This is a genomic window from Geodermatophilus marinus (assembly GCF_003428645.1).
Lineage (GTDB): Bacteria > Actinomycetota > Actinomycetes > Mycobacteriales > Geodermatophilaceae > Geodermatophilus.
The window spans coordinates 253,331-274,142 of the sequence record NZ_QVQH01000002.1 but is presented as its reverse complement, the minus strand read 5'-3'; the positions used below and the strand labels follow the sequence as shown (position 1 = coordinate 274,142).

Genomic DNA, 20,812 nt, shown 5'->3' with positions numbered 1-20,812 from the left:
CACGCCGCTGTGACCGCGGGACCGGCGACCCGGGGTACGGGCCGGACGCCCGGGGCCCGGGGGGAGTCAGCCGGCGACGGGCAGCACCAGCAGCCGCAGCAACCGGTCGGCCTCGGCGTCCGGGTCGTCGGTCAGCCCGGTGTGCACCGGCCCGGGCTGGACGACGGTGCTGCGCGGCGCGGTCAGCCAGCGGAACCGCGAGCCCAGCGCCTCGCGGCCGGCGGCGCCGGAGGCCGGGTCGGCGCTGCACACGTCGGCGGCGGCCTGCAGCGCCCGGCCGATCGCCTCCGGGTCGGCGGTCGGGTCCAGCGCCCGCAGCCGGTCGACGTCGAGCCGCACCCGCGAGCCGAGGTAGTCGCGCTGCCGGCAGTACACGAGGACGCCGGCGTTGATGGCCTCCCCGCGCTCCACCCGGGGCACGACGCGCAGGACGGCGTACTCGAAGGTGTCCCGGCTCACCGCTGGCTCACCCCCGGCGGCGGGGGCGGGCCGAGCCAGGCCGGCCGGTTCTCCCCCCGCGGGGCCCGGCGACGGGGGCGGCCGGCGCGGGCGGCCTCGACGAGCGGGGGCAGCCAGGCGTCCCGGGCACCGAGCCGGGCCAGCAGCTGGTCGGCGTAGCGCCCGCGGACGGCCTCCGGCGGGTCCTCCGGGGAGGGCCCGTCCAGCCACTCGTCGGGCACCTGGGCCAGCACGCCCGCGAGCAGCTCCCGGGTCACCCGGGGGGCGAGCGCGGTGTCGGCCGCGCGGACGTCCGGCGCGCACTCCACCAGGGCGTGCTGGCCGGCGTCGTAGGGCCGGCGCACCGCGGCGGCCGCCCCCGGCCACGAGTGGTGGAAGGTCAGCGCCGCCCCGTGGTCGATCAGCTGCAGCCGGCCGTGCCAGAACAGCATGTTGGGGTTGCGCCACGACCGGTCGACGTTGCCCACGAGCGCGTCGAACCACAGCACCCGGCCGGCCAGCTCCGGGCCCACCGTGGCGACCCCGGCCTCGAAGTCCAGCGCGCCCGGCAGGTAGTCCAGCCCGAGGTTGCGCCCCGCGGAGCGCTGCAGCAGCTCCTGCACCTCGGGGTCGGGCTCCCCCACCGCCAGCTCGGGGACGACGTCGACGGTCACCAGGGCCGGCACCGGCAGCGACAGCGCCCGCGCGAGCTCCCCGCACACCACCTCGGCGACCAGCACCTTCACGCCCTGGCCGGCGGCGCGCCACTTGACCACGTAGGTGCCGAGGTCGTCGGCCTCCATCAGCCCGGGCAGCGAGCCCCCCTCGCGCAGCGGGGTGACGTAGCGGGTGGCGGTGACGGCGGGCAGCACAGTGGCCGCGACCCTACCGGCGCCGGACACTGGCCGGCGTGGGCCTGTTCCGCGCGCTGACCCCCGCCGACCTCGCCGGCGTCCCGCTGACCTACCCGGAGGTCGGCGCGACCCGCGACGGCCGGTGGCCGCCCCCGGGCTACCGCAGCGACGAGCGCACGGCGGTCGTCGGCTCCGGGCCCGCGGCGTTCGAGCGGGCCGCCGCCGCGGTCTTCGGCTGGCGCATGCAGCGCAGCGTGGGCCTGCGGGTGCGCGCCGACGGGCCGCCGACCGAGCCGGGGACGGTCGTCGTCCTCACCGCGGGGTTCGCCCGGCCCGGCTACGACATCCCCTGCCGGGTGGTCTGGGCGCAGCCGGACGGCGACGAGCGCGGGTTCGGCTACGGCACCCTCCCCGGGCACCCGGAGACCGGCGAGGAGGCCTTCCTCGTCCGGCTGCGACCGGACGGCGCCGTGGAGTTCCGGCTTCGGGTGTTCTCCCGGCTGGCCACCCCGGCGGCGCGCCTGGCCGGGCCGGCGTCCTGGGCGGTGCAGCGGCTGGCCACGGCCCGCTACCTCTCGGCGGTCCGCCGGGCCGCCGACGGGTGAGGCCGGTCAGCCGGTGAACCCGGCGTCGACCGGGAGCGCGGCCCCGGTCGTCGCCGAGGACACCGGCGAGCACAGCCACCGGACGGTCTCGGCGACCTCGGCCGGCTCGACCAGCCGGCCGAGCCGCTGCTGGGCGGCGAACTCCTCCACCGAGCCCAGCCCGTAGGCCCGGGCGGTCCGCTCCAGCAGGCGCGTGCGGGTGCTCCCGGGCAGCACCGCGTTGGCGGTGACCCCGTGCGGCGCGAGGTCGGTGGCCAGCGCCCGCACGTAGCCCAGGGCGCCGTGCTTGGCGGCCACGTAGGAGGCCAGCCGGGGCAGCCCCCGCACGCCCCCCGCGGAGACCACGGCCACGAACCGGCCGAGCGCGGGTTCCCCGGTGGCGAGCAGCCGCGGGACCGCGGCCCGCGCCAGGTGCGCCACCCCGTGCAGGTCCACCGCGAGGTCCCGGTCGAGATCGGCCGCCGACTGCTCCCAGGCCGGCCCGTCGGCGCCCATCACCCCCGCCACCGCCACCGCCGCCCGCAGCCGCCCCGCGCCGGCCCGCGCCACCAGGTGCTGCACCGCTTCCTCGTCGCGCACGTCGCACGCGGCGGTCGCCACCGCGGCGCCGGCGGCCCCGCAGCGCTCGGCGACGTCGGCGAGCTCCTCGGCGCCGGCCAGCGGGTAGTCGAGCCCGGGCACGGCGTCGGGACGTGGGACGTCACCGAGCACGAGGTCCCAGCCGTCCCGGGCGAGGGCCTCGGCCACCGCCGCGCCGATGCCCCGGGCGGCACCGGTGACGACGGCGACCGGACGCGGCTGCTCTGCCATGCCGACCGGCTACCCGGCGCGGCGCCGTGACCACGTATCGGCACGTTTCGGTTCCGTGACGGGTGGCCGGGTGGGGTGCCCCCTCGTCGGCGGGGGGTAGCCAGCCAGTGCCTCGAACCCATGGAGCAGCGCGTGGGACGGGGGTCCGGCGCCCGGCGCCCGACCTCCGACCGAGCACGACGACGACACCTGGAGGCAGTCATGGCAGGACGAGTCGAGGGCAAGGTCGCCTTCATCACCGGTGCCGCACGCGGCCAGGGCCGCAGCCACGCGGTCCGCCTCGCCCAAGAGGGCGCGGACATCATCGCGGTCGACCTGTGCGAGGACGTCGCGTCGGTGACCGAGGACCATTACCCGATGCCGAGCGAGGAGGACCTCGCCCGGACGGCGAAGGAAGTCGAGGCGCTCGACCGCCGGATCGTCACCCGCAAGGCCGACGTCCGGGACTTCGACGCGCTCAAGGCGGCGCTCGACGAGGGCGTCGAACAGCTCGGGCACGTCGACATCGTGTCGGCCAACGCCGGCATCTTCACCTTCGGCCCGACGCTGGACGTCACCGACCGCAAGTGGGGCGACGTCATCGACATCAACCTGACCGGCGTCTTCCACACCTGCAAGGCCGCGATCCCGCACATGATCGAGCAGGGCACCGGCGGGTCGATCATCCTGACCAGCTCCACCGCGGGGCTCAAGGGCTTCCCCAACGTGGCCGCCTACACCGCCGCCAAGCACGGCGTCGTCGGGCTGATGCGGACCCTGGGCATGGAATTCGCCCAGCACAACATCCGGGTCAACACGGTGCACCCGACCGGCGTGGCCACCGACATGATCTTCAACGAGTCGGCGTACAAGCTCTACCTCCCCGAGGCCGAGCACCCCACCAAGGAGGAGGCGGCCCCGGCGTTCCAGGAGACGAACGCCCTGCCCGTCCCCTGGGTGGAGCCGATCGACGTCAGCAACGCCCTGCTCTTCCTCGCCTCCGACGAGGCGCGCTACGTCACCGGGACGGAGCTGAAGGTCGACGCCGGGTTCACCCTCCAGTGACGCCCTGGACCCGAGGAGGGGACGACGATGTCTGACGAGTGGTTCGAGACCGTCACCGAGGCGCGGCGGCTGGCGAAGAAGCGGCTGCCCAGGTCGGTGTACCTGGCCTGCGTCGCCGGGTCCGAGGAGGGGCTGACCCTCAAGGACAACTGCGACGCCTTCAGCGAGCTGGGGTTCGCCCCGCACGTCGCGGGGCTGTCCGCGGAGCGCGACCTGTCCACCTCGGTGATGGGGCAGCCGATCTCGATGCCGGTGATGATCTCGCCGGTCGGCGTCCAGGCGGTGCACCCCGAGGGGGAGGTCGCCGTCGCCCGCGCCGCGCACGCCAAGGGCACCGCGATGGGCCTGTCCTCCTTCGGCAGCCGGCCCGTCGAGCAGGTGGTCGAGGCCAACCCGCAGACGTTCATCCAGACCTACTGGGTGGGCGACCGGGAGGCCATGGCCCGGCGGCTGGAGCGGCACCGCAAGGCCGGGGCCAAGGGGCTCATCCTCACCCTCGACTGGTCGTTCGCCACCGGCCGGGACTGGGGCAGCCCCGACATCCCCGAGCAGCTCGACCTCCCGACGATGGTGAAGTTCGCCCCCGAGGCCGCGCTGCGCCCGCGCTGGCTGCTGCGGTACGCCCGGCGGCTGCAGCTGCCCCGCCTGGCGGTGCCGAACATGGCCGTCGACGGCGAGGAGCCGCCCACGTTCTTCCAGGCCTACGGCGAGTGGATGCAGTCCAAGCGGCCGGACTGGGCGGACGTGGCCTGGCTGCGCGAGCAGTGGGACGGCCCGTTCATGCTCAAGGGCGTGACCCGGGTCGACGACGCCAGGTGCGCGGTGGACGCCGGGGTGACCGCCATCTCGGTGTCCAACCACGGGGGCAACAACCTCGACGGGACCCCGGCCACCATCCGGGCGCTGCCCGCCGTGGCCGAGGCCGTCGGGGACCGGGTAGAGGTCGTGCTCGACGGCGGCGTCCGCCGCGGCAGCGACGTGGTCAAGGCCCTCGCCCTGGGTGCCCGAGCGGTGATGATCGGCCGCGCCTACCTGTGGGGGCTGGCCGCCAACGGGCAGGCCGGGGTCGAGAACGTGCTCGACGTCCTGCGGAGCGGGGTCGACTCGGCGCTGCTCGGGATGGGCCACTCGACGGTCACCGAGCTGGGCCGCGAGGACGTCGTGGTCCCGCCCGGGTTCGCCCGCCGGCTCGGCGTGGAGGGCGCGGCGGTCCGCTGACCGAGGGGGTCGCGGCCCCGCCGGCGGGTCCCCGCCGATGAGTTCGCGGCCGCCGCCCGGTCGGATCCGGCGGGACCCGATGCGAGGAGGCGGCCGTGGGGCTGGCGGAGGACGTCGCGGCGGTGGTGGGCGACCACGTCGCGGCCGGGGCGGTGCCCGGGGCGGCGTGGTGGGCGCACCGGGACGGCGAGGTCGCCCGCGGCGCGGCCGGGGTGCACACCCCCGGCGGGGAGGACCCGGTGCGGCCGGACACCGTCTTCCGCGTCGCGTCGGTCACCAAGCCGGTGGTGGCGGTGGCGGCGCTGTCCCTGCTCGAGGAGGGGTTGATCGGCCTCGACGACCCGGTCGACGGCATCCTCCCCGAGCTGGCCGACCGGCGGGTGCTGGCCGACCCCACCGACCCGGCGGCGGGCACCGTGCCGGCGGAGCGGCCGATCACGGTGCGCGACGTCCTCACCTGCCGGCTGGGCCTGGGCATCGACTTCACGGTGCCGTGGCCGTCCCCGACCGTGGCCGCGGCCCTGGCCGCGGGGCTCCCCGTGGGCCCGCCCGCCCCGCAGGCCGCGCCGGCACCGGACGAGTGGCTGCGCCGCCTGGCCACCCTCCCGCTGGCGCACCAGCCCGGCCGGCGCTGGCTGTACCACACCGGCGCCAGCGTGCTCGGGGTCCTCGTCGCGCGGGTGGCCGGGCGGCCGCTGCCCGAGGTCCTGGCCGAGCGGGTGCTCGGGCCGGTGGGGATGACGAGCACCGGGTTCGGCGTGCCCGAAGGCGCCCGCGACCGGCTGGGCCCGCACTGGGGCCCGCCGGGCGCGGACGGGCGGCGGGAGCTCTACGACCCCGCGGACGGCCAGTGGGCACGCCCACCGGCCTTCCCCGACGGCGGCGACGGGCTGGTCTCGACCGTCGACGACCTCGCCGCCCTCGCGGGGGTGCTCGCCGCCGGGGGCCGCACGCCGGACGGGACGACGGTGCTCCAGGCCGGGACGGTGCGCGCCATGCTCACCGAGCAGGCCGGCCCGGTCGACGACGAGGGCGGCGGCTGGGGGCTGGGGACCGGCGTCCGGCGGGCGGACGAGCCCGGTGGGCGGCACGCGGGCTCGTGGGGCTGGGACGGCGGGCTGGGGTCCTCCTGGTGGACCGATCCGGTCACCGGCGCCACCGCGGTGCTGCTCACCAACCAGATGTGGTCCTCCCCGCAGCCGCCGGCCGTGTTCGGCGACCTCCGGGCGGCCGTCTTCGGGCCCTGGCCGGGAGGCCGCGCGGGGAGGCGGGGCCGGACGGGCCGGCAGCGGGCACAGTGGGGCCCGTGAGCGATCCCCACTCCGCCCCCGTCCCCGACAGCGCCTGGGCGGCGGACGCCGAAGCCCGCGCCCGGGGCCGCGTGGAGGTGTTCAACGCGACCCGGCCGGATGGCCTCGACGGCTGGACCATGGACCTGCGCCAGTACGAGGTGCTGCGCGCGCACGTCCTCGACGCGATCGACGAGCTGGCCGGCCCGGACGGGACCGCGCTGCTGCGCGACGTCGTGGCGCTCGGGCAGGACCGGTACGGCCGGCACGAGCTCTTCCCGGGCGGGCGGCTGCGCAACTACGTGACCTACACGAAGGTCGACCTCGAGGCGCGCGGGGAGATCGAGCGGGTACCGGGGTCGAGCCCGCAGCGCATCCGCCGGCGGGCCCCGGAGGGCTGACGCCCCGTCACGACCGTGCCGACGCGCGCTCCCGCTCGATGAGCTCCTTGCTGCGGACCAGGCGCAGGGCGGTCACCACCAGCAGCCCGCCGACCAGGTTGAGCAGCGCGACGTACCAGAACCAGGCCAGCCAGGCGCCGTAGCCGAACGGCGCACCGGCGTGCAGGGCGGCGAAGATGATCAGCGAGTCCAGGACGGAGTGGAACAGCACGAGGCCGGCCAGCAGGAAGCCGCCGATCACCGAGGCCACCATCTTGCCCGCCTCCGAGTCCGCGCCGTGCTGCATCCGCGTCATGAGCGTGATGACGATGCCGGCGAGCAGGGCGAGGCAGACCGCGCGCAGGTCGAGGGGGGCGTCGACGAAGTCGGCCGAGGACTCGACCGCGGTGCCGCCGAGCTCGGGCAGTGCGCGCACGACCAGCCACATCACCGCCCAGCCGCCGACGAGGTTGGCGACCAGGGTGCCCGCCCAGAGCTTGGCCAGCATGGGACCGCTGGCCCGGCCGGCGACCACCGCGGTCACGGGCACGAGGAAGCCCTCCGTGAACAGCTCGCTGCGCGCCAGCGCGAGGGCGATGAAGCCGATGCTGAAGGCCAGCCCGGCCAGCAGGTGGCTACCGGTCTCGGCGTAGACGGCCAGCAGCGCGACGACCCCGGTGGCGATCTCGATGCCGCCCGCCAGGCCCGTGGCCAGGACCTCCCGCCACGAGCGGTGCAGCCGCTGGGCCCCCTCGTCGACGATGCGGTCGAACGCCTCGGCGACCTCGTCCTCGGCCGGGGCGTCGGTCTCCCCCAGTTCCTCCCGGGTGTCCTCGGCCACGTGCCCTCCTCGATGACGGCCGACCGGGCTCCCGGTGGAGGTGCCCGCGGTGACGGCGGTGGGGACTACCCGCTGCGCGCCCACCGGCACACCCGGGCACGGCGGCGGGTGACCCCCGTCGGGGAGGATCGGTGGGTGACCTCCCGACGGATCGCGACCCTGCACGTCTGGGGCGTGCCGACCCGGGCGGTGCCGGGCGCGCTGCTGCGCATGGCCGCCGACCGCCGGGCGCTGCGCCGCACCCCGGGGCTGCGGTTCGCCAAGCTGCTCGGCACCGGCAGCGGGCGCACCTTCACCCTCTCCGACGCCGACCCCCGCCGCTGGGCGCTGCTCGCCGTCTGGGACGACGCCCGGGCGGCCGAGCAGTTCTCCCGCGGCGCCGTCCCCGGGCGGTGGCGCCGGCTGGCCGACGAGGAGTGGTCGGTCCGGCTGCGCCCGCTGACCGCCCGCGGGCTGTGGTCGCGGCAGGAGCCCTTCGGCCGGCCGTGGCCCCAGCGCTGGGACGGCCCGGTCGCCGCGGTCACCCGCGCCCGGCTGGTCCCCCGCAGGGCGCTGTCGTTCTGGCGGGCCGTCCCGCCGGTCTCGGCCGACCTGCACGCCAGCCCGGGGCTGCGGCTGGCGATCGGCATCGGGGAGGCGCCGCTGGGCCTGCAGGGCACGTTCAGCCTGTGGGACTCGGCCGCGGCCCTCGGCGCCTTCGCCCACCGCCGGGCCCCGCACCGGGAGGTCGTCGCCCGCACCGCCCGGGAGGGCTGGTACGCCGAGGAGCTGTTCGCCCGGCTCGGGGTCCTCGACGCCGAGGGCACGATCGGTGGCCGCGACCCGCTCGCGTGACGGGCGGCTCGGCCGAGGTCGCGCAGGGACCGGCCCGCGCTCAGAGCCGGCAGGTGAGGTGCAGCTCGTCGCGGTCGTCACCGGGCGCGACCCGGATCGCGCCGGCCATCCGGCCGAACTCCCGGTAACCGAGCCGCTCGTAGAAGGACTCGATCCCGGTGCCGCCGCGCACGGTCAGGTGCAGGAACTCCAGCCCGCGCGCCCGGGCGAGGTCGTGCACGCCCGCGAGCAGGACGCGGCCCAGCCCCTCGCCCTGGAGGTCCGGGTGCACCTGCACCCGCAGCACGGTCGCCCAGTGCTGCCGCAGCGGGCTCTGGGAGAGCGAGAGGACCGCGAAGCCGGCCCGCGCGCCGTCCACCTCGAGCACGGCGAGCACCTCGCGCCCCTGCTCGACCCGGCCGATGAGCGCGTCCAGGACCGGGGCGACCTCGTCGGGCGTCACCGGGGGGACGAAGCCGACCGCCCCGCCCGCGTTGCTGACGTCGGTCCAGCAGGCGAGCAGCCAGCGGCGGAGCTCCTCGTCGACGGCCGACACCGCGCTCACCCGGGCGTTCATGCGGCCGATTCTCCCGCTGGCCCCGCGGCGGCCTGGACGCGGGGACGGCGGCCGGTCAGCCGTTGGGGCCGAAGCGCTCCACCCGGATCGACGTCGCCGGCACCCCCAGGCCGAGCAGCAGCTGGGAGGCCGCCTCGGCGAAGGCCGCCGACCCGCAGACGTAGCAGGTCTGCCCCGGCTCCCACAGCGGCACCAGGTCGGCCGGGGCGAGCCGGCCGGCGGGCCGGATGCCGTGCGGCTCGCGAGTGGTGACGACGAGGGCACCGGCAGCGGCCAGCTCGTCGGCGTAGGCGAGCTCGGCCAGCGTCCGCGTGGAGACGGCCACGCGCAGGAGGTCGGTGCGGCCGAGCTCGGCGGCGGTGCGCACCATCGACACGAACGGCACGACGCCGACTCCCCCGGCGACCAGCAGCGCCGGCGTCGCGCCGTCCCACACGAACCAGCCGCCGATCGGGCCGCGCACCTCCAGCTCGTCGCCGGGCTCGACGACGTCGGCGAGGTGGGTGGACACCTCGCCGTCGTCGAGCCGCTCGACGAACAGCTCGACCAGCGGATCACCCGGCGCGGAGGCGACGGAGTAGGAGCGCTGCGCGGTGTAGCCGTCCGGGGCGGTGAGGCGGACGACGTAGTGCTGGCCGGGCAGGTGGTCGACCCGGTCGGCGACGTCGAGGCGCAGCTGCACCGAGCGGGGCACCGGACGGCGGACCCCGGCCACCGTCGCCGTCCGCCAGGACGTGATCCCCCTGGTCCCGTCCCGAGGCCCGCCCCGAGCCTGCGAGGGGTGAGGAGGACGGGGTCCTTCAATCACCCTGGTAGCGCTGCTGGCGCCAGGGGTCGCCGAGGTCGTGGTAGCCGTTCTGCTCCCAGAACCCCGGCTGGTCGCGGGTCAGCAGGGTCAGCCGGGTGACCCACTTCGCGCTCTTCCAGAAGTACAGGTGCGGGACGAGCAGCCGCACCGGCCCACCGTGCTCGACCGGCAGCGGCCGGCCGTCGTGCTCCCAGACCAGCCACGCCTTCCCGCCGAGGACGTGCTCGAGCGGCAGGTTGGTGGTGTAACCCGTCTTCGACGTGGCCACCACGAACCGCGCCTCGTCGGTCGGCCGGGCCGCCTCCAGCAAGGTGTCGACGGAGACGCCCGCGAACCAGGTGTCGAACCTCGACCAGGTGGTGACGCAGTGGATGGCGCCCCGGTACTCCGAGCGCGGCAGCCGGTGCACCTCCGCCCAGGTCCACGTGGTCGGCGACCCCACCCGGCCGTCGACGGTCACGCTCCAGGTCTCGGGGACGATCCGCGGCGTCGGCTCGGCGGTGAGCACCGGCCAGTCCGCGCCGACGTCGTACTGACCGGGGGGGAGACGGGGATCCCGGTCGCGGCGTCGGCCCAGGAAGCCCCGCGTGGGTCCGGCCATGTCGTCCTCCCTCGGATGGGTCTCGTGGCCGCTGCATACCACGGACGGGTTAGGACAGCCTTACGAGAGCTTTTTCACCGGGCGTCTACGTGGCCGACAACACGGTCGCGGCCTAACTTTGTGCACGTGGTGACGGTGACGCAGCCGGGTCAGCGCAGGACCCCCAAGGCAGCGAAGACGAACTCGGTCGCGAAGAAGGCGATCATGGCGGTCAGCGGCATCGTGATGGTGCTGTACCTGATCGTGCACATGATCGGGAACCTCAAGGCGTTCTCGGGAGCCGAGGCCTTCAACTCCTACTCCGGCTGGATCCGCACCGTCGGCAATCCCGCCCTCCCCGGCGCGACGACGCTGTGGGTCATCCGGATCGTGCTGCTGGTGGCGGTGGTCGCGCACTTCTGGGCGGCGATCTCCCTGTGGCGCCAGGCCAAGCGCGCCCGCCCACAGGGCTACGTGACCAAGAAGCCCGTGGCCCAGAGCTACGCCTCGCGGACCATGCGCTGGGGCGGGGTGATCGTCGGGCTGTTCATCGTCTACCACGTCCTCGACCTCACCCTGGGTGTGGCGAACCCCGAGGGCTACGACAGCACGCCGTACGAGCGGCTGGTGGCCAGCTTCTCCAACCCCTTCGCCACCGCGTTCTACATCATCGCGCTGGTCCTGCTGGGCATGCACCTGCGCCACGGCATCTGGAGCGCCACGCAGACCCTCGGCCAGAGCAACAAGCGGCGCGAGCGGACCGTCAACGCCTTCGCCCTCGTCTTCTCCGTGGTGCTGATCGGCGGTTTCCTGCTCACCCCCTTCGCCGTCCTGTTCGGCGTCATCGACTGACCGGAGGCAACGATGCCCCTCGAGCTGTTCACCGTCGGCGACCCGATCGCGGACACCAAGGCGCCCATGGACGTGCCGATCGCCGAGCGCTGGAGCACCCGGCGCTTCCGCGCCCGGCTGGTCAACCCCGCCAACCGGCGCAAGATGACCGTCATCGTCGTGGGCACCGGCCTGGCCGGTGGCTCCGCGGCCGCGACGCTGGGTGAGGCCGGCTACCAGGTCAAGTCCTTCTGGTACCAGGACAGCCCGCGCCGGGCGCACAGCGTGGCGGCCCAGGGCGGGATCAACGCGGCGAAGAACTACCGCAACGACGGCGACAGCGTGCACCGGCTGTTCTACGACACCGTCAAGGGCGGCGACTTCCGCTCCCGCGAGAACAACGTGCACCGGCTGGCCGAGGTCAGCGTCAACATCATCGACCAGTGCGTGGCCCAGGGCGTCCCGTTCGCCCGCGAGTACGGCGGCCTGCTGGACAACCGCTCCTTCGGCGGCGCGCAGGTGTCGCGGACCTTCTACGCCCGCGGCCAGACCGGCCAGCAGCTGCTCTACGGCGCCTACCAGGCCCTGGAGCGGCAGATGGCGGCCGGCAACGTCGAGCAGCACGCTCGCACCGAGATGCTGGACGTGATCGTCGTCGACGGCCGGGCCCGCGGCATCGTCGCGCGCGACCTGGTCAGCGGCGAGATCAGCACCCACTTCGCCGACGCCGTCGTCCTGGCCACCGGCGGGTACGGGAACGTCTTCTACCTCTCCACCAACGCCAAGGGCTCCAACGCCACGGCGATCTGGCGGGCCCACAAGCGGGGCGCGCACTTCGCCAACCCCTGCTACACGCAGATCCACCCGACCTGCATCCCGGTCAGCGGCGACTACCAGTCGAAGCTGACGCTGATGAGCGAGTCGCTGCGCAACGACGGCCGCGTGTGGGTGCCCAAGGAGCGCGGGGACACCCGCGACCCGCGGGACATCCCCGAGGAGGACCGCGACTACTACCTGGAGCGGATCTACCCGTCCTTCGGCAACCTGGTGCCCCGCGACATCGCCTCGCGGCAGGCCAAGAACGTCTGCGACGAGGGCCGCGGCGTCGGGCCCAACGGCCTGGGCGTCTACCTCGACTTCGGCGACGCGATCCAGCGGCTCGGCCGCTCGGCGGTCGAGGCCAAGTACGGCAACCTCTTCGACATGTACAACCGCATCACCGGGGAGAACGCCTACGAGACCCCGATGCGGATCTACCCGGCCGTGCACTACACGATGGGCGGGCTGTGGGTCGACTACGACCTGCAGTCGACCATCCCGGGCATGTTCGTGATCGGTGAGGCCAACTTCTCCGACCACGGCGCCAACCGGCTCGGCGCGTCGGCGCTCATGCAGGGCCTGGCCGACGGCTACTTCGTCCTGCCCAACACCATCGCCGACTACCTCGCCGACGCCCCGTTCGAGAAGATCGACGACAGCCACCCGGCCGCCGCCGAGGCCCTCACCGGGGTCCGCGAGCAGATCGACCGGCTGCTGGCCATCCAGGGCACCCGCACCCCGGCGTCCTTCCACCGGGAGCTCGGCCGGCTGATGTGGGACCTCTGCGGCATGGAGCGCTCGGAGGAGAGCCTGCGCAAGGCCCTGGACCGGATCCCCGAGATCCGCCAGGAGTTCTGGACCAACGTCAAGGTCTCCGGGGACTGGTCGGGCTTCAACCAGACCCTGGAGCACGCCGGCCGGGTCGCCGACTTCATCGAGCTCGCCGAGCTGATGTGCATCGACGCCCTGCACCGCAACGAGAGCTGCGGCGGCCACTTCCGCGCGGAGAGCCAGACCCCCGAGGGCGAGGCGCTGCGCGACGACGAGACCTACGCCTACGTCGCCGCCTGGGAGTGGACGCCGGAAGGCGCCCCGCCGGTGCTGCACCGTGAGGCCCTCGAGTACGAGTACGTCCACCTCGCCCAGCGGAGCTACAAGTGACAGCCACACGTGAGGACGCCACCCACGTCGGGTCGACCGTCGAGCCCGGCCGGGGGATGCACCTGACCCTGCGGGTCTGGCGGCAGCCGAACCCCTCGGTCAAGGGCAAGATGGTGACCTACGAGCTCGACGACATCTCGCCGGACATGTCCTTCCTGGAGATGCTCGACGTGCTCAACGAGCACATCATCATGGAGGGCGGCGACCCCGTCTCCTTCGACCACGACTGCCGCGAGGGCATCTGCGGCATGTGCGGCGTCATGATCAACGGCATGGCGCACGGGCCGGAGCAGACGACCACGTGCCAGCTGCACATGCGGTCGTTCAAGGACGGCGACACGATCGACATCGAGCCGTGGCGGGCCACCGCCTTCCCGGTCATCAAGGACCTCGCCGTCGACCGGCGGGCGTTCGACCGGATCATCCAGGCCGGTGGCTACATCAGCGCCCCGACCGGGACCGCCCCCGAGGCCCACTCGGTCCCGGTGCCCAAGAAGGACGCCGACGCGGCCTTCGACGCGGCCACCTGCATCGGCTGCGGCGCCTGCGTGGCGGCCTGCCCGAACGCCTCCTCGATGCTGTTCACCGCGGCCAAGGTCTCGCACCTGGGCCTGCTGCCCCAGGGCCAGCCCGAGCGCAACGACCGGGTGGTCAACATGGTGGCCCAGCAGGACCGCGAGGGGTTCGGCGGCTGCACCAACATCGGCGAGTGCTCCGCGGCCTGCCCCAAGGGCATCTCGATGGAGACGATCTCCCGGCTCAACCACGACCTGCTCGGCGCCCTGCGCGCCGGCGCGCGGCCGAAGAGCTGAGCACCCCGGCCCCCGACCGGGGGCCCACCGGTGCCGATGGACGATCACGGCGCCGGGACCACCGCGGTCCCGGCGCCGTGATCGTCCCGGCGCCCGCTGGACCAGCCTGGGTTCGGTGTGCGAACCTAGCTGGGTGACGACCTCCGAGGCCCTCCCCGAGTCCCTGCCCGAGCCCGGCCCGGCCGCCTGGGGCGAGCCGCGCTCCCGCACGGTGACCTGGCACGACCCGATGCTGGTGGCCGCCGGCGCCCTGGAGCGCAGCGGTCTGGAGGCGCTGCGCGCGATCGCCGACGGCACCCTGCCCCCGCCGCCCATCGCCCGGCTGTTCGCGATGGACGTCGTCGCCGTCGAGGAGGGCCGCGTCGAGTTCTCCTGCGCCCTCGACGAGTCGGCCTACAACCCGATCGGCGTCGTCCACGGCGGGCTGGTGTGCACGCTGCTGGACACGGTCGCCGGCTGCGCGGTGCACACCACGCTGCCGCGCGGCACCGGGTACACCTCCATCGAGATCAAGGTGAACTACCTGCGGGCGGTGCACGCCTCCAGCGGGCCGCTGACCGCGGTCGGGCGGGTCACCAAGCCCGGCCGGCGCGTCGCCTTCGCCGAGGGCGAGGTCACCGACGCCGCGGGCCGCACGGTGGCGACGGCGTCGAGCTCGCTGCTGGTCTTCCCCCTGGCGGGGTGACGCGCCCGCGCCCCGGCTCAGCGCCGGGGCGGGCCCGCCCCGACCCGTCCCGGGTCCCGCAGGCGGCCCCAGACGGCCGCCCCGGCCAGCGGCACCAGGACGACGAAGGCGCCGAGCACGAACGGCGCCGCCGAGCCGGTCCGGTCCAGCCCGGCCGCGCCGGCCGCGGCCGCGAGCACCGCCAGGACGGCCAGGACCAACCCGGCCGTGCCGCGGGAGTCCGTGGACTCGTCCGCGGCGTCGTCGCGGGGCACCCGGGACCGGGCCATCAGCACCCCCGCGCCGGCCGCGAGCGCAGCGGCCACGACGAGCAGGAGCACGGCGAGGGGGACCACGACCCCACGGTCGCGCGGCCCGGGACCGCGGCGCCAGGGCCGCAACGGGACCTCAACGGACTGTTCACGGCCCGGTCGTGGAACCCGGCCGCGGGCGGGATCCCCCGCGCGGGTGAGCCCGCGGCGCCCCGCCGTCCAGCGCGGGCACCGGCCTGCCGTCCCCTGCAGCAGCCGCCCCGCCCGGGCGCGGCTGCGCGGGTGGAGAGGTGGCGAGCACCGTGCTGCGGACGTCGTTGCGCCGGGTGCGCCGGCACCTGGCCCGGCCGACCGAGCTGGTCGGGCGCACCCGGTGGCTGTTCCACCTGCTGGCCGTCCTGTCCCTGCTGCTCACCGTGCCGGCGGCGATCCCCGTGGTGGGCCGGGTGGGCCCGGCGGGCCCGGTGCTGCTCGCCTGGGCCCTGGTGGCCCAGATCGGACCGTGGACCCGCCGCTACGCCACCGGCCGCGTCACCCCGGCGCTCGACGCCCTCGAGGTGACGGGGCTGGCCGCGCTGGCCGCCGTCTGCCCCGGGCCGTCGGTCGCCCTGGCGACCGCCTTCCCGGCGCTGTGGTCGCGGGCCGTGTACGGCTCCGGCCGCCAGCTCGCCGGCTACGTCACCGGGGTCTGCGCCGCCCTGGTGACCGCGATGCTGGCCGGCCCGGCGTTGCCGGAGCACGCGCCCCTGGAGACCTCGGTGCTCGGCGCGCTGCCGATCGTGGTCATCACCACGGTGGGCGCGCGGCACCTGGCCCGGGTGCTGTTCACCGCCGAGCGGACCCGCGAGCGGGACGCGGCGCTGGCCACGCTGGGCGCCGGGTTGATCGGGGTCACCGACGCGGTGGAGATCCGGCAGCGTGCGTGGGCGGCGACCCGGGAGATCTGCCGGATGACCCCCGGCCTGCGCGCCCTGGTCGTCGTGGATGCCGGCCCCGGTTCCCTGCAGGTCACCGGCTGCGCGGGTGGCTTCGCCGAGGAGCCGGCCGACCTGCCGCGCACCGTCCTGCCCGTCGGCCCGGACGACGGCCTGCCGCGGGTCGTCCCCGACCCCGCGTCGCTGACCGAGGCCGCCGGGTTCGGCGCGGACTGGCTCTGCCTGGCGATGCCCGCGTCGCCGGGCCGGTGGATGCTGCTCGGCGCCCCCGAGGGCGTGCCCGCCGACGCGGTCACGGCGATCCGGTCCATGAACAACCAGGCAGCCCTCGCGCTGCGGGTCAGCGCCGCCCACCGCGACCTCGCCGACCTCGCGCTCACCGACCCGCTCACCGGGCTGGCCAACCGCACCGCCTTCACCTCCGCGCTCGACGACGCCGCCCGCACCGCCGGGCCCGGGACGTGGGTGCTCTTCCTCGACCTCGACGACTTCAAGCGGGTCAACGACGAGCTCGGGCACGCCGCCGGCGACCAGCTGCTACGCCGCGTGGCCGCCCGCGTGGTCGGTGCGCTGCGGGCGCAGGACCTGTGCGCCCGGCTCGGCGGGGACGAGTTCGGCGTGCTGCTGCGCGACGCCGACGAGGACGAGGCCGCGGCGATCGGGCACCGCCTGGTGGAGCTGCTCAGCGCCCCCGTCCGGCTGGACGGGCAGGTCGTGCGCGTCGGCGCCAGCGTCGGGCTGGCCGCCCTGACCGCCGGGACGTCCGGGAGCGACGCCGTCCGGGCCGCCGACCTGGCGATGTACGCGGCCAAGGGCGCCGGCAAGAACCAGGTGCAGGCCTTCACGCCCGACCTGCTCGACACCCCCGCACCGGCACCGCCGGCCGCCGAGCTGCGCGCGGCGCTCGACGACGGCGATGTCGTCGTCCACTACCAGCCGGTGGTGGCCGCCCACGGGGGCCGCTGCACGGCGGTGGAGGCGCTGGTCCGCTGGTCGCACCCGGTGCGCGGCCTGTTGAGCCCGGGCGCCTTCCTCGACCTGGCCGAGCGAACCGGCCTCGTGGTCCCCCTGGGCGAGCAGGTGCTGCGGCAGGCCTGCGCCGACGTCGCCGCCTGGTCCGACGGCGGGCTGCCGGTGGCGGTGCACGTCAACGCCTCCCCCTCCCAGCTCGCCTCGCCCCGGTTCGTACCGCTGGTGCGGGCCTGCCTCGCCGAGCACGACCTGGCGCCGGAGCGGCTGGTCGTGGAGATCACCGAGTCGACGGTGCTCGACTCGGCGGCCGCGCGGTCGACCCTCACCACCCTCGACGCGCTCGGCGTCGGCCTGGCGGTCGACGACTTCGGCACCGGCTGGTCGGCTCTGACGACCCTGCGCACCTACCCCGTGGACGTGGTGAAGATCGACCGGTCCTTCGTCGTGGGCGCGGTCTCCGAGGCCGCCGACCTCGCGGTGCTGGAGGCGGTGACGCAGATGGCCCGCCGGCTCGGGCTCACCACGGTGGCCGAGGGCGTCGAGGACCCCGCCCAGCTCCGCGTCGTGCAGCAGGCCGGCGTGGACGCCGTCCAGGGCTACCTGCACCTGCCCGCGGTGCCCGCCGACGAGCTGACCGCCTGGCTGGCCCGGCGCCGGGTGCCCGCCGTCCCGCTGCCCCGGTAGCCGCCCCCTCCCCCGCGGCCCCGCCGGCGGGCATGCTGGACGGGGGCCGGCGAGGGGAGACCACCGTGCAGCGATCCGCCGTCCCGGCACCGCCGCTGCGCTACGCCGGGACGGCCTGCCTGGCCGCCGTGCACGCCGCGTCCCTCCCCGCCGTGGCGGCGCTGCTGCCCAGCGACCGGCTGCGGCCGGTCCGCTGGACCGGTGGCCGCGGCCTGCTCTCGATCGTCGCCTTCCGCTACGGCGCCGTGGCGTCGGCCGACGACCCGCCGCGCTGGCTCACCCCGTACGGGGAGGTGTCGGTGGGCGTCGTCGTCACCCGCGGGCCGGCACCTCCGGTGCTCCCCGTGCTCCGTCCGCTGTCGCTGTTCGTGCTGCACCTGCCGGTCACCACCGCCGAGGCGCGCGACGCCGGCCGGCAGCTGTGGGGGTTCCCGAAGTTCGTCGCCGACGTGGCCTTCACGGAGGGACCCCGGGTACGGCGGGCCGAGCTGTCCGAGGGGGGCCGCCGCGTGCTGACGCTGGCCGGCCGGGGCCGCGGCCCGGTGCTGACCGACCGGCGATCCGCGGTGATGTACAGCGAGCTCGACGGGCAGCTGGTGGAGACGGTGGTGCCCATGTCCGGGCAGCTGCGCCTCGGCCGGGGCGCCCGGGCCGGACGGCTTGAGCTGGGCGACCACCCGGTGGCCGACGAGCTGCGCGGCCTGGGGGTCGACCCGGTACCGCTGGCGATCTTCGACTACCTCACCCACAGCAGCGTGCTGCCGGCCGGACGCCCGGTGGGGCCGGCGCGCCCCTGGCCCGGTCACGCGGGGGACGCGACCGCGGGCCGCTGCACCGTGCGGTGGCCGGGGCTGCCGCCGCTGGACCTCGCCCCCGTCCCTCAGCCGGCGGCGGCCGGCGACCGGTAGAGCTCCAGGTGGGCGAGCGCCGGCGGCGGCGGGCGCCCGGGGGGACGACGCCCGTGACCGCCCGGTCTCCGCGCCGTTGCGGCCGCCCAGCTCCCGGCGCTCGCCCCCCGGTAGGGTCGTCCGCAGGACCAGGGTCGAACGGGCTCGCACCGAGGTCGACCGGCTGCAGGCCAACCTGGCCCGAGGCCGGCGAGGTGGTGCGTGACCTCTGCACGGCCCTGGTCAGCAACCGGCGCACCGGCATGGCCATCGGCATCCTGATGGCCTCGCGCCGGATCAGCGAGCAGGCGGCCTCCGACCTGCTGCGGCAGGCCAGCCAGAGCCGCAACGTCGAGCTGCAGGAACTCGCCGAGGAGGTCACCTGGACCGGCACGCTGCGGTGAGCGGGCCCGCGCCCCGGAGGCCGGTGGCCGCACCCGGCACCGCGCCTGCGACGCTCTGCTCCGTGCAGGTGGGGGCGCGGTGAGCCGGGGGATCCGGGCCCGGGCCCGGCGGTCCGCACCGTCGGCGGGCTTCACCCGGCCCGGCCGGGTGATCGCCACCGCCTTCGCCGGGGCGGTCGCCGTCGGCACCGGCCTGCTGTCGCTGCCGGTGGCGACGGCCGGACCGGGGCGGGCGAGCCTGCTGGACGCGCTGTTCACCGCCACCTCGGCGGTGTGCGTGACCGGGCTGGTCACGGTCGACACCGGCACCTACTGGTCGGCCGCCGGCCAGGTCGTCGTCCTGCTGCTCATCCAGGTCGGCGGGCTGGGCATCATGACGCTGGCCAGCCTGTTGGCCCTGCTGCTCTCCCGGCGCCTCGGGCTGCGGGCCCGGCTGGTGGCGCAGGCGGAGACGAAGTCCCTGTCGGCGGCGGACGTGCGCCGCGTCGTGCGCACCGTGGTGGTCTTCAGCCTCACGGCCGAGGCCCTGGTCGCGGCCGTGCTCTCCGCGCGGTTCGCGCTCGGCTACGACCGGGCGCCGGCCGACGCGCTCTGGTACGGGGTCTTCCACGCGGTGTCGTCGTTCAACAACGCCGGCTTCGGGCTGGACGCGGCCAGCATCATCCCCTACGTCGCCGACCCCTGGATCTCGCTCACCCTCTGCGCGGCGGTCGTGGTGGGCGGCCTCGGCTTCCCGGTGGTCTTCGAGCTGGCCCGCTCCTGGCGCCGCCCGCGCTCCTGGTCGGTGCTCACCCGCATCACCGTGCTCGTCACCGCCGTCCTGCTCGTGGTCGGCACCGCCGGCTACCTGCTCACCGAGGGCGGCAACCCGGGGACGCTGCGCCCCCTCGGCGCGGGGGCGACGGTGCTCGCCGCCGTCACCGCCTCGGTCATGGCGCGCACCGCCGGGTTCAACAACGTCGACTTCGGCGCGGCGCAGCCGGAGACGCTGCTGCTCACCGACGCGCTGATGTTCATCGGCGGCGGCAGCGCCGGGACGGCGGGCGGCATCAAGGTGACCACCTTCGGGCTGCTCGCGGCGGTCCTCTGGGCGGAGGTGCGGGGGGACCCCGACGTGGAGGTGGGCCGTCGCCGGGTCCCGGCGGGCAACCAGCGGCAGGCCCTGGCGGTCGCGCTGCTGGGCATCGCCCTGGTGGCCGTGGGCACCTTCGTGCTCCTGGCCCTCACCGACGTGGCCTTCGACCGGGTGCTGTTCGAGACGGTCTCGGCGTTCGCGACCGTGGGGCTGTCCACCGGCATCACCGCCGACCTGCCGCCGTCGGCCCAGGTGGTGCTCGTCGTCCTGATGTTCGTGGGCCGGATCGGCCCGCTCACCCTGGCGTCGGGGCTGGCCCTGCGCGAGCGGGCCCGGCGCCACCAGCTCCCCGACGAGAGGACCATCGTTGGCTAGGCACACCGAGCCCGTCGCCGTCATCGGCCTGGGCCGCTTCGGCACGGCGCTGGCCCTGGAACTGGCCCGCGAGGGCACCGAGGTGCTCGCCGTCGACCGCCGTCCGGAGATCGTGCAGCGGATGTCCGGCCGGCTGGGCCAGGTGGTGGTCGCCGACTCCACCGACCTCGAGGCGCTGCGCGAGATCGGGCTGGCCGACTTCCAGCGGGTGGTGGTCGCGATCGGCACCGACCTCGAGGCGAGCATCCTCACCACGGCGCTGCTGGCCGAGCTCGGGGTGCCCGACGTCTGGGTGAAGGCGCTGACCAGCCAGCACGCCCGCATCCTGGAGCGGATCGGCGCCCACCACGTCGTGTTCCCCGGGCTCGAGATGGGCGAGCGGGTCGCGCACCTGGTGTCGGGCCGGCTGCTGGACTGGGTCGAGGTCGACGAGGAGTGGGTGTTCGCCCGGACGAAGCCGCCGCGCGAGCTGGTCGGCGTGCCGCTGGGCCGCTCGGGCGTGCGGGCCCGGCACCGGGTGACCGTGGTGTCGGTGAAGCCGCAGGGCTCCGACCGCTGGACGCACGCGGACACCGAGACCGTGCTCAGCTACGGCTGCGAGATCGTCCTCGCCGGCCGGCCGGCCGACGTCGAGCGGTTCGTCGACCGCCCCTGAGCGCGGCCG

General features: G+C 75.6%; 23 protein-coding genes. 15 read left to right on the top strand and 8 right to left on the bottom strand.

What is annotated here, in order from left to right:
- Window positions 1-66: 66 nt before the first annotated feature.
- Window positions 67-459, bottom strand: coding sequence for a DUF3037 domain-containing protein (locus D0Z06_RS03670; RefSeq protein ID WP_117375998.1), 393 nt, complete (start codon window positions 457-459; stop codon window positions 67-69).
- Window positions 456-1,310 carry a HipA family kinase gene (locus D0Z06_RS03665; protein ID WP_117375997.1) on the bottom strand — a complete coding sequence of 285 codons (855 nt, stop codon included), beginning with the start codon at window positions 1,308-1,310 and terminating at the stop codon, window positions 456-458. Before D0Z06_RS03665 ends, D0Z06_RS03670 begins: the two co-directional genes overlap by 4 nt.
- Before the next feature lie 38 nt (window positions 1,311-1,348).
- On the opposite strand from D0Z06_RS03665, the gene D0Z06_RS03660 reads away from it, so the two are divergent.
- A complete protein-coding gene (locus D0Z06_RS03660; RefSeq protein ID WP_117375996.1) occupies window positions 1,349-1,897 on the top strand; it encodes a DUF1990 family protein in 549 nt (182 codons plus the stop codon).
- Between the two features lie 6 nt (window positions 1,898-1,903).
- Here the strand turns inward: D0Z06_RS03660 and D0Z06_RS03655 are convergent, their stop codons facing one another.
- Entirely contained in the window at window positions 1,904-2,707 is an 804-nt protein-coding gene (locus D0Z06_RS03655) for an SDR family oxidoreductase (protein ID WP_117375995.1), read from the bottom strand.
- A 201-nt stretch (window positions 2,708-2,908) separates the two neighbouring features.
- On the opposite strand from D0Z06_RS03655, the gene D0Z06_RS03650 reads away from it, so the two are divergent.
- From D0Z06_RS03650 to D0Z06_RS03635, 4 genes are all read left to right on the top strand, one after another.
- On the top strand, window positions 2,909-3,751 hold the full coding sequence (locus D0Z06_RS03650) for a mycofactocin-coupled SDR family oxidoreductase (RefSeq protein ID WP_117375994.1): 843 nt from the start codon (window positions 2,909-2,911) through the stop codon (window positions 3,749-3,751).
- A gap of 27 nt (window positions 3,752-3,778) precedes the next feature.
- Complete coding sequence (mftD, locus tag D0Z06_RS03645) at window positions 3,779-4,969, top strand: pre-mycofactocin synthase MftD (RefSeq protein ID WP_117375993.1); 1,191 nt, start codon at window positions 3,779-3,781, stop codon at window positions 4,967-4,969.
- 95 nt (window positions 4,970-5,064) lie between these two features.
- Window positions 5,065-6,279, top strand: coding sequence for a serine hydrolase domain-containing protein (locus tag D0Z06_RS03640; protein WP_117375992.1), 1,215 nt, complete (start codon window positions 5,065-5,067; stop codon window positions 6,277-6,279).
- The gene (locus tag D0Z06_RS03635) at window positions 6,276-6,659 is read left to right on the top strand and encodes a DUF6958 family protein (RefSeq protein WP_147331973.1); all 384 of its coding nucleotides are present in this window, start codon (window positions 6,276-6,278) and stop codon (window positions 6,657-6,659) included. Before D0Z06_RS03640 ends, D0Z06_RS03635 begins: the two co-directional genes overlap by 4 nt.
- Before the next feature lie 7 nt (window positions 6,660-6,666).
- Here the strand turns inward: D0Z06_RS03635 and D0Z06_RS03630 are convergent, their stop codons facing one another.
- Entirely contained in the window at window positions 6,667-7,479 is an 813-nt protein-coding gene (locus D0Z06_RS03630) for a formate/nitrite transporter family protein (RefSeq protein WP_117375990.1), read from the bottom strand.
- Between the two features lie 135 nt (window positions 7,480-7,614).
- Between D0Z06_RS03630 and D0Z06_RS03625 the strand changes: the two genes are divergently transcribed.
- On the top strand, window positions 7,615-8,313 hold the full coding sequence (locus tag D0Z06_RS03625; RefSeq protein WP_117376117.1) for a monooxygenase: 699 nt from the start codon (window positions 7,615-7,617) through the stop codon (window positions 8,311-8,313).
- A gap of 40 nt (window positions 8,314-8,353) precedes the next feature.
- Here the strand turns inward: D0Z06_RS03625 and D0Z06_RS03620 are convergent, their stop codons facing one another.
- The 3 genes from D0Z06_RS03620 to D0Z06_RS03610 all read right to left on the bottom strand — a co-directional run bounded on the left by D0Z06_RS03620 (window position 8,354) and on the right by D0Z06_RS03610 (window position 10,278).
- Complete coding sequence (locus tag D0Z06_RS03620) at window positions 8,354-8,869, bottom strand: GNAT family N-acetyltransferase (protein WP_117375989.1); 516 nt, start codon at window positions 8,867-8,869, stop codon at window positions 8,354-8,356.
- 55 nt (window positions 8,870-8,924) lie between these two features.
- On the bottom strand, window positions 8,925-9,563 hold the full coding sequence (locus tag D0Z06_RS03615) for an FAD-binding oxidoreductase (protein WP_117376116.1): 639 nt from the start codon (window positions 9,561-9,563) through the stop codon (window positions 8,925-8,927).
- Window positions 9,564-9,669: 106 nt separating this feature from the next.
- The gene (locus tag D0Z06_RS03610; protein WP_117375988.1) at window positions 9,670-10,278 is read right to left on the bottom strand and encodes a molybdopterin-dependent oxidoreductase; all 609 of its coding nucleotides are present in this window, start codon (window positions 10,276-10,278) and stop codon (window positions 9,670-9,672) included.
- Between the two features lie 126 nt (window positions 10,279-10,404).
- On the opposite strand from D0Z06_RS03610, the gene D0Z06_RS03605 reads away from it, so the two are divergent.
- The 4 genes from D0Z06_RS03605 to D0Z06_RS03590 all read left to right on the top strand — a co-directional run bounded on the left by D0Z06_RS03605 (window position 10,405) and on the right by D0Z06_RS03590 (window position 14,565).
- A complete protein-coding gene (locus tag D0Z06_RS03605) occupies window positions 10,405-11,109 on the top strand; it encodes a succinate dehydrogenase cytochrome b subunit (RefSeq protein WP_233517425.1) in 705 nt (234 codons plus the stop codon).
- A 12-nt stretch (window positions 11,110-11,121) separates the two neighbouring features.
- Window positions 11,122-13,068, top strand: a complete 1,947-nt coding sequence (locus tag D0Z06_RS03600) for a fumarate reductase/succinate dehydrogenase flavoprotein subunit (protein WP_117375986.1) — start codon at window positions 11,122-11,124, stop codon at window positions 13,066-13,068.
- Window positions 13,065-13,880 (top strand): succinate dehydrogenase/fumarate reductase iron-sulfur subunit, encoded by an 816-nt coding sequence (locus tag D0Z06_RS03595; RefSeq protein WP_233517424.1) that lies wholly within the window; start codon window positions 13,065-13,067, stop codon window positions 13,878-13,880. Before D0Z06_RS03600 ends, D0Z06_RS03595 begins: the two co-directional genes overlap by 4 nt.
- Window positions 13,881-14,013: 133 nt before the next feature.
- On the top strand, window positions 14,014-14,565 hold the full coding sequence (locus tag D0Z06_RS03590) for a PaaI family thioesterase (protein ID WP_233517423.1): 552 nt from the start codon (window positions 14,014-14,016) through the stop codon (window positions 14,563-14,565).
- Between the two features lie 17 nt (window positions 14,566-14,582).
- Here D0Z06_RS03590 and D0Z06_RS03585 read toward each other — a convergent pair whose 3' ends face one another.
- Window positions 14,583-14,900 (bottom strand): hypothetical protein, encoded by a 318-nt coding sequence (locus D0Z06_RS03585; protein WP_117375985.1) that lies wholly within the window; start codon window positions 14,898-14,900, stop codon window positions 14,583-14,585.
- A gap of 206 nt (window positions 14,901-15,106) precedes the next feature.
- On the opposite strand from D0Z06_RS03585, the gene D0Z06_RS03580 reads away from it, so the two are divergent.
- From D0Z06_RS03580 to D0Z06_RS26860, 5 genes are all read left to right on the top strand, one after another.
- Window positions 15,107-17,407 (top strand): putative bifunctional diguanylate cyclase/phosphodiesterase, encoded by a 2,301-nt coding sequence (locus D0Z06_RS03580; RefSeq protein WP_117375984.1) that lies wholly within the window; start codon window positions 15,107-15,109, stop codon window positions 17,405-17,407.
- A gap of 65 nt (window positions 17,408-17,472) precedes the next feature.
- Complete coding sequence (locus tag D0Z06_RS03575) at window positions 17,473-18,315, top strand: acetoacetate decarboxylase family protein (protein WP_158579867.1); 843 nt, start codon at window positions 17,473-17,475, stop codon at window positions 18,313-18,315.
- 194 nt (window positions 18,316-18,509) lie between these two features.
- On the top strand, window positions 18,510-18,698 hold the full coding sequence (locus tag D0Z06_RS03570; protein ID WP_233517422.1) for an ANTAR domain-containing protein: 189 nt from the start codon (window positions 18,510-18,512) through the stop codon (window positions 18,696-18,698).
- Between the two features lie 79 nt (window positions 18,699-18,777).
- The gene (locus tag D0Z06_RS03565) at window positions 18,778-20,148 is read left to right on the top strand and encodes a TrkH family potassium uptake protein (protein ID WP_199522106.1); all 1,371 of its coding nucleotides are present in this window, start codon (window positions 18,778-18,780) and stop codon (window positions 20,146-20,148) included.
- The gene (locus tag D0Z06_RS26860; RefSeq protein ID WP_117375981.1) at window positions 20,141-20,803 is read left to right on the top strand and encodes a potassium channel family protein; all 663 of its coding nucleotides are present in this window, start codon (window positions 20,141-20,143) and stop codon (window positions 20,801-20,803) included. The genes D0Z06_RS03565 and D0Z06_RS26860 overlap by 8 nt, the downstream gene beginning before the upstream one ends.
- Window positions 20,804-20,812 lie beyond the last annotated feature (9 nt).

Bases quoted from the DNA above. Each gene is read 5' to 3' on its own strand.
- D0Z06_RS03620 (WP_117375989.1), bottom strand. From the start codon at position 8,869: ATGAACGCCCGGGTGAGCGCGGTGTCGGCCGTCGACGAGGAGCTCCGC.
- D0Z06_RS03655 (WP_117375995.1), bottom strand. From the start codon at position 2,707: ATGGCAGAGCAGCCGCGTCCGGTCGCCGTCGTCACCGGTGCCGCCCGG.
- D0Z06_RS03610 (WP_117375988.1), bottom strand. From the start codon at position 10,278: ATGGCCGGACCCACGCGGGGCTTCCTGGGCCGACGCCGCGACCGGGAT.
- D0Z06_RS03650 (WP_117375994.1), top strand. From the start codon at position 2,909: ATGGCAGGACGAGTCGAGGGCAAGGTCGCCTTCATCACCGGTGCCGCA.
- mftD (WP_117375993.1), top strand. From the start codon at position 3,779: ATGTCTGACGAGTGGTTCGAGACCGTCACCGAGGCGCGGCGGCTGGCG.
- D0Z06_RS03600 (WP_117375986.1), top strand. From the start codon at position 11,122: ATGCCCCTCGAGCTGTTCACCGTCGGCGACCCGATCGCGGACACCAAG.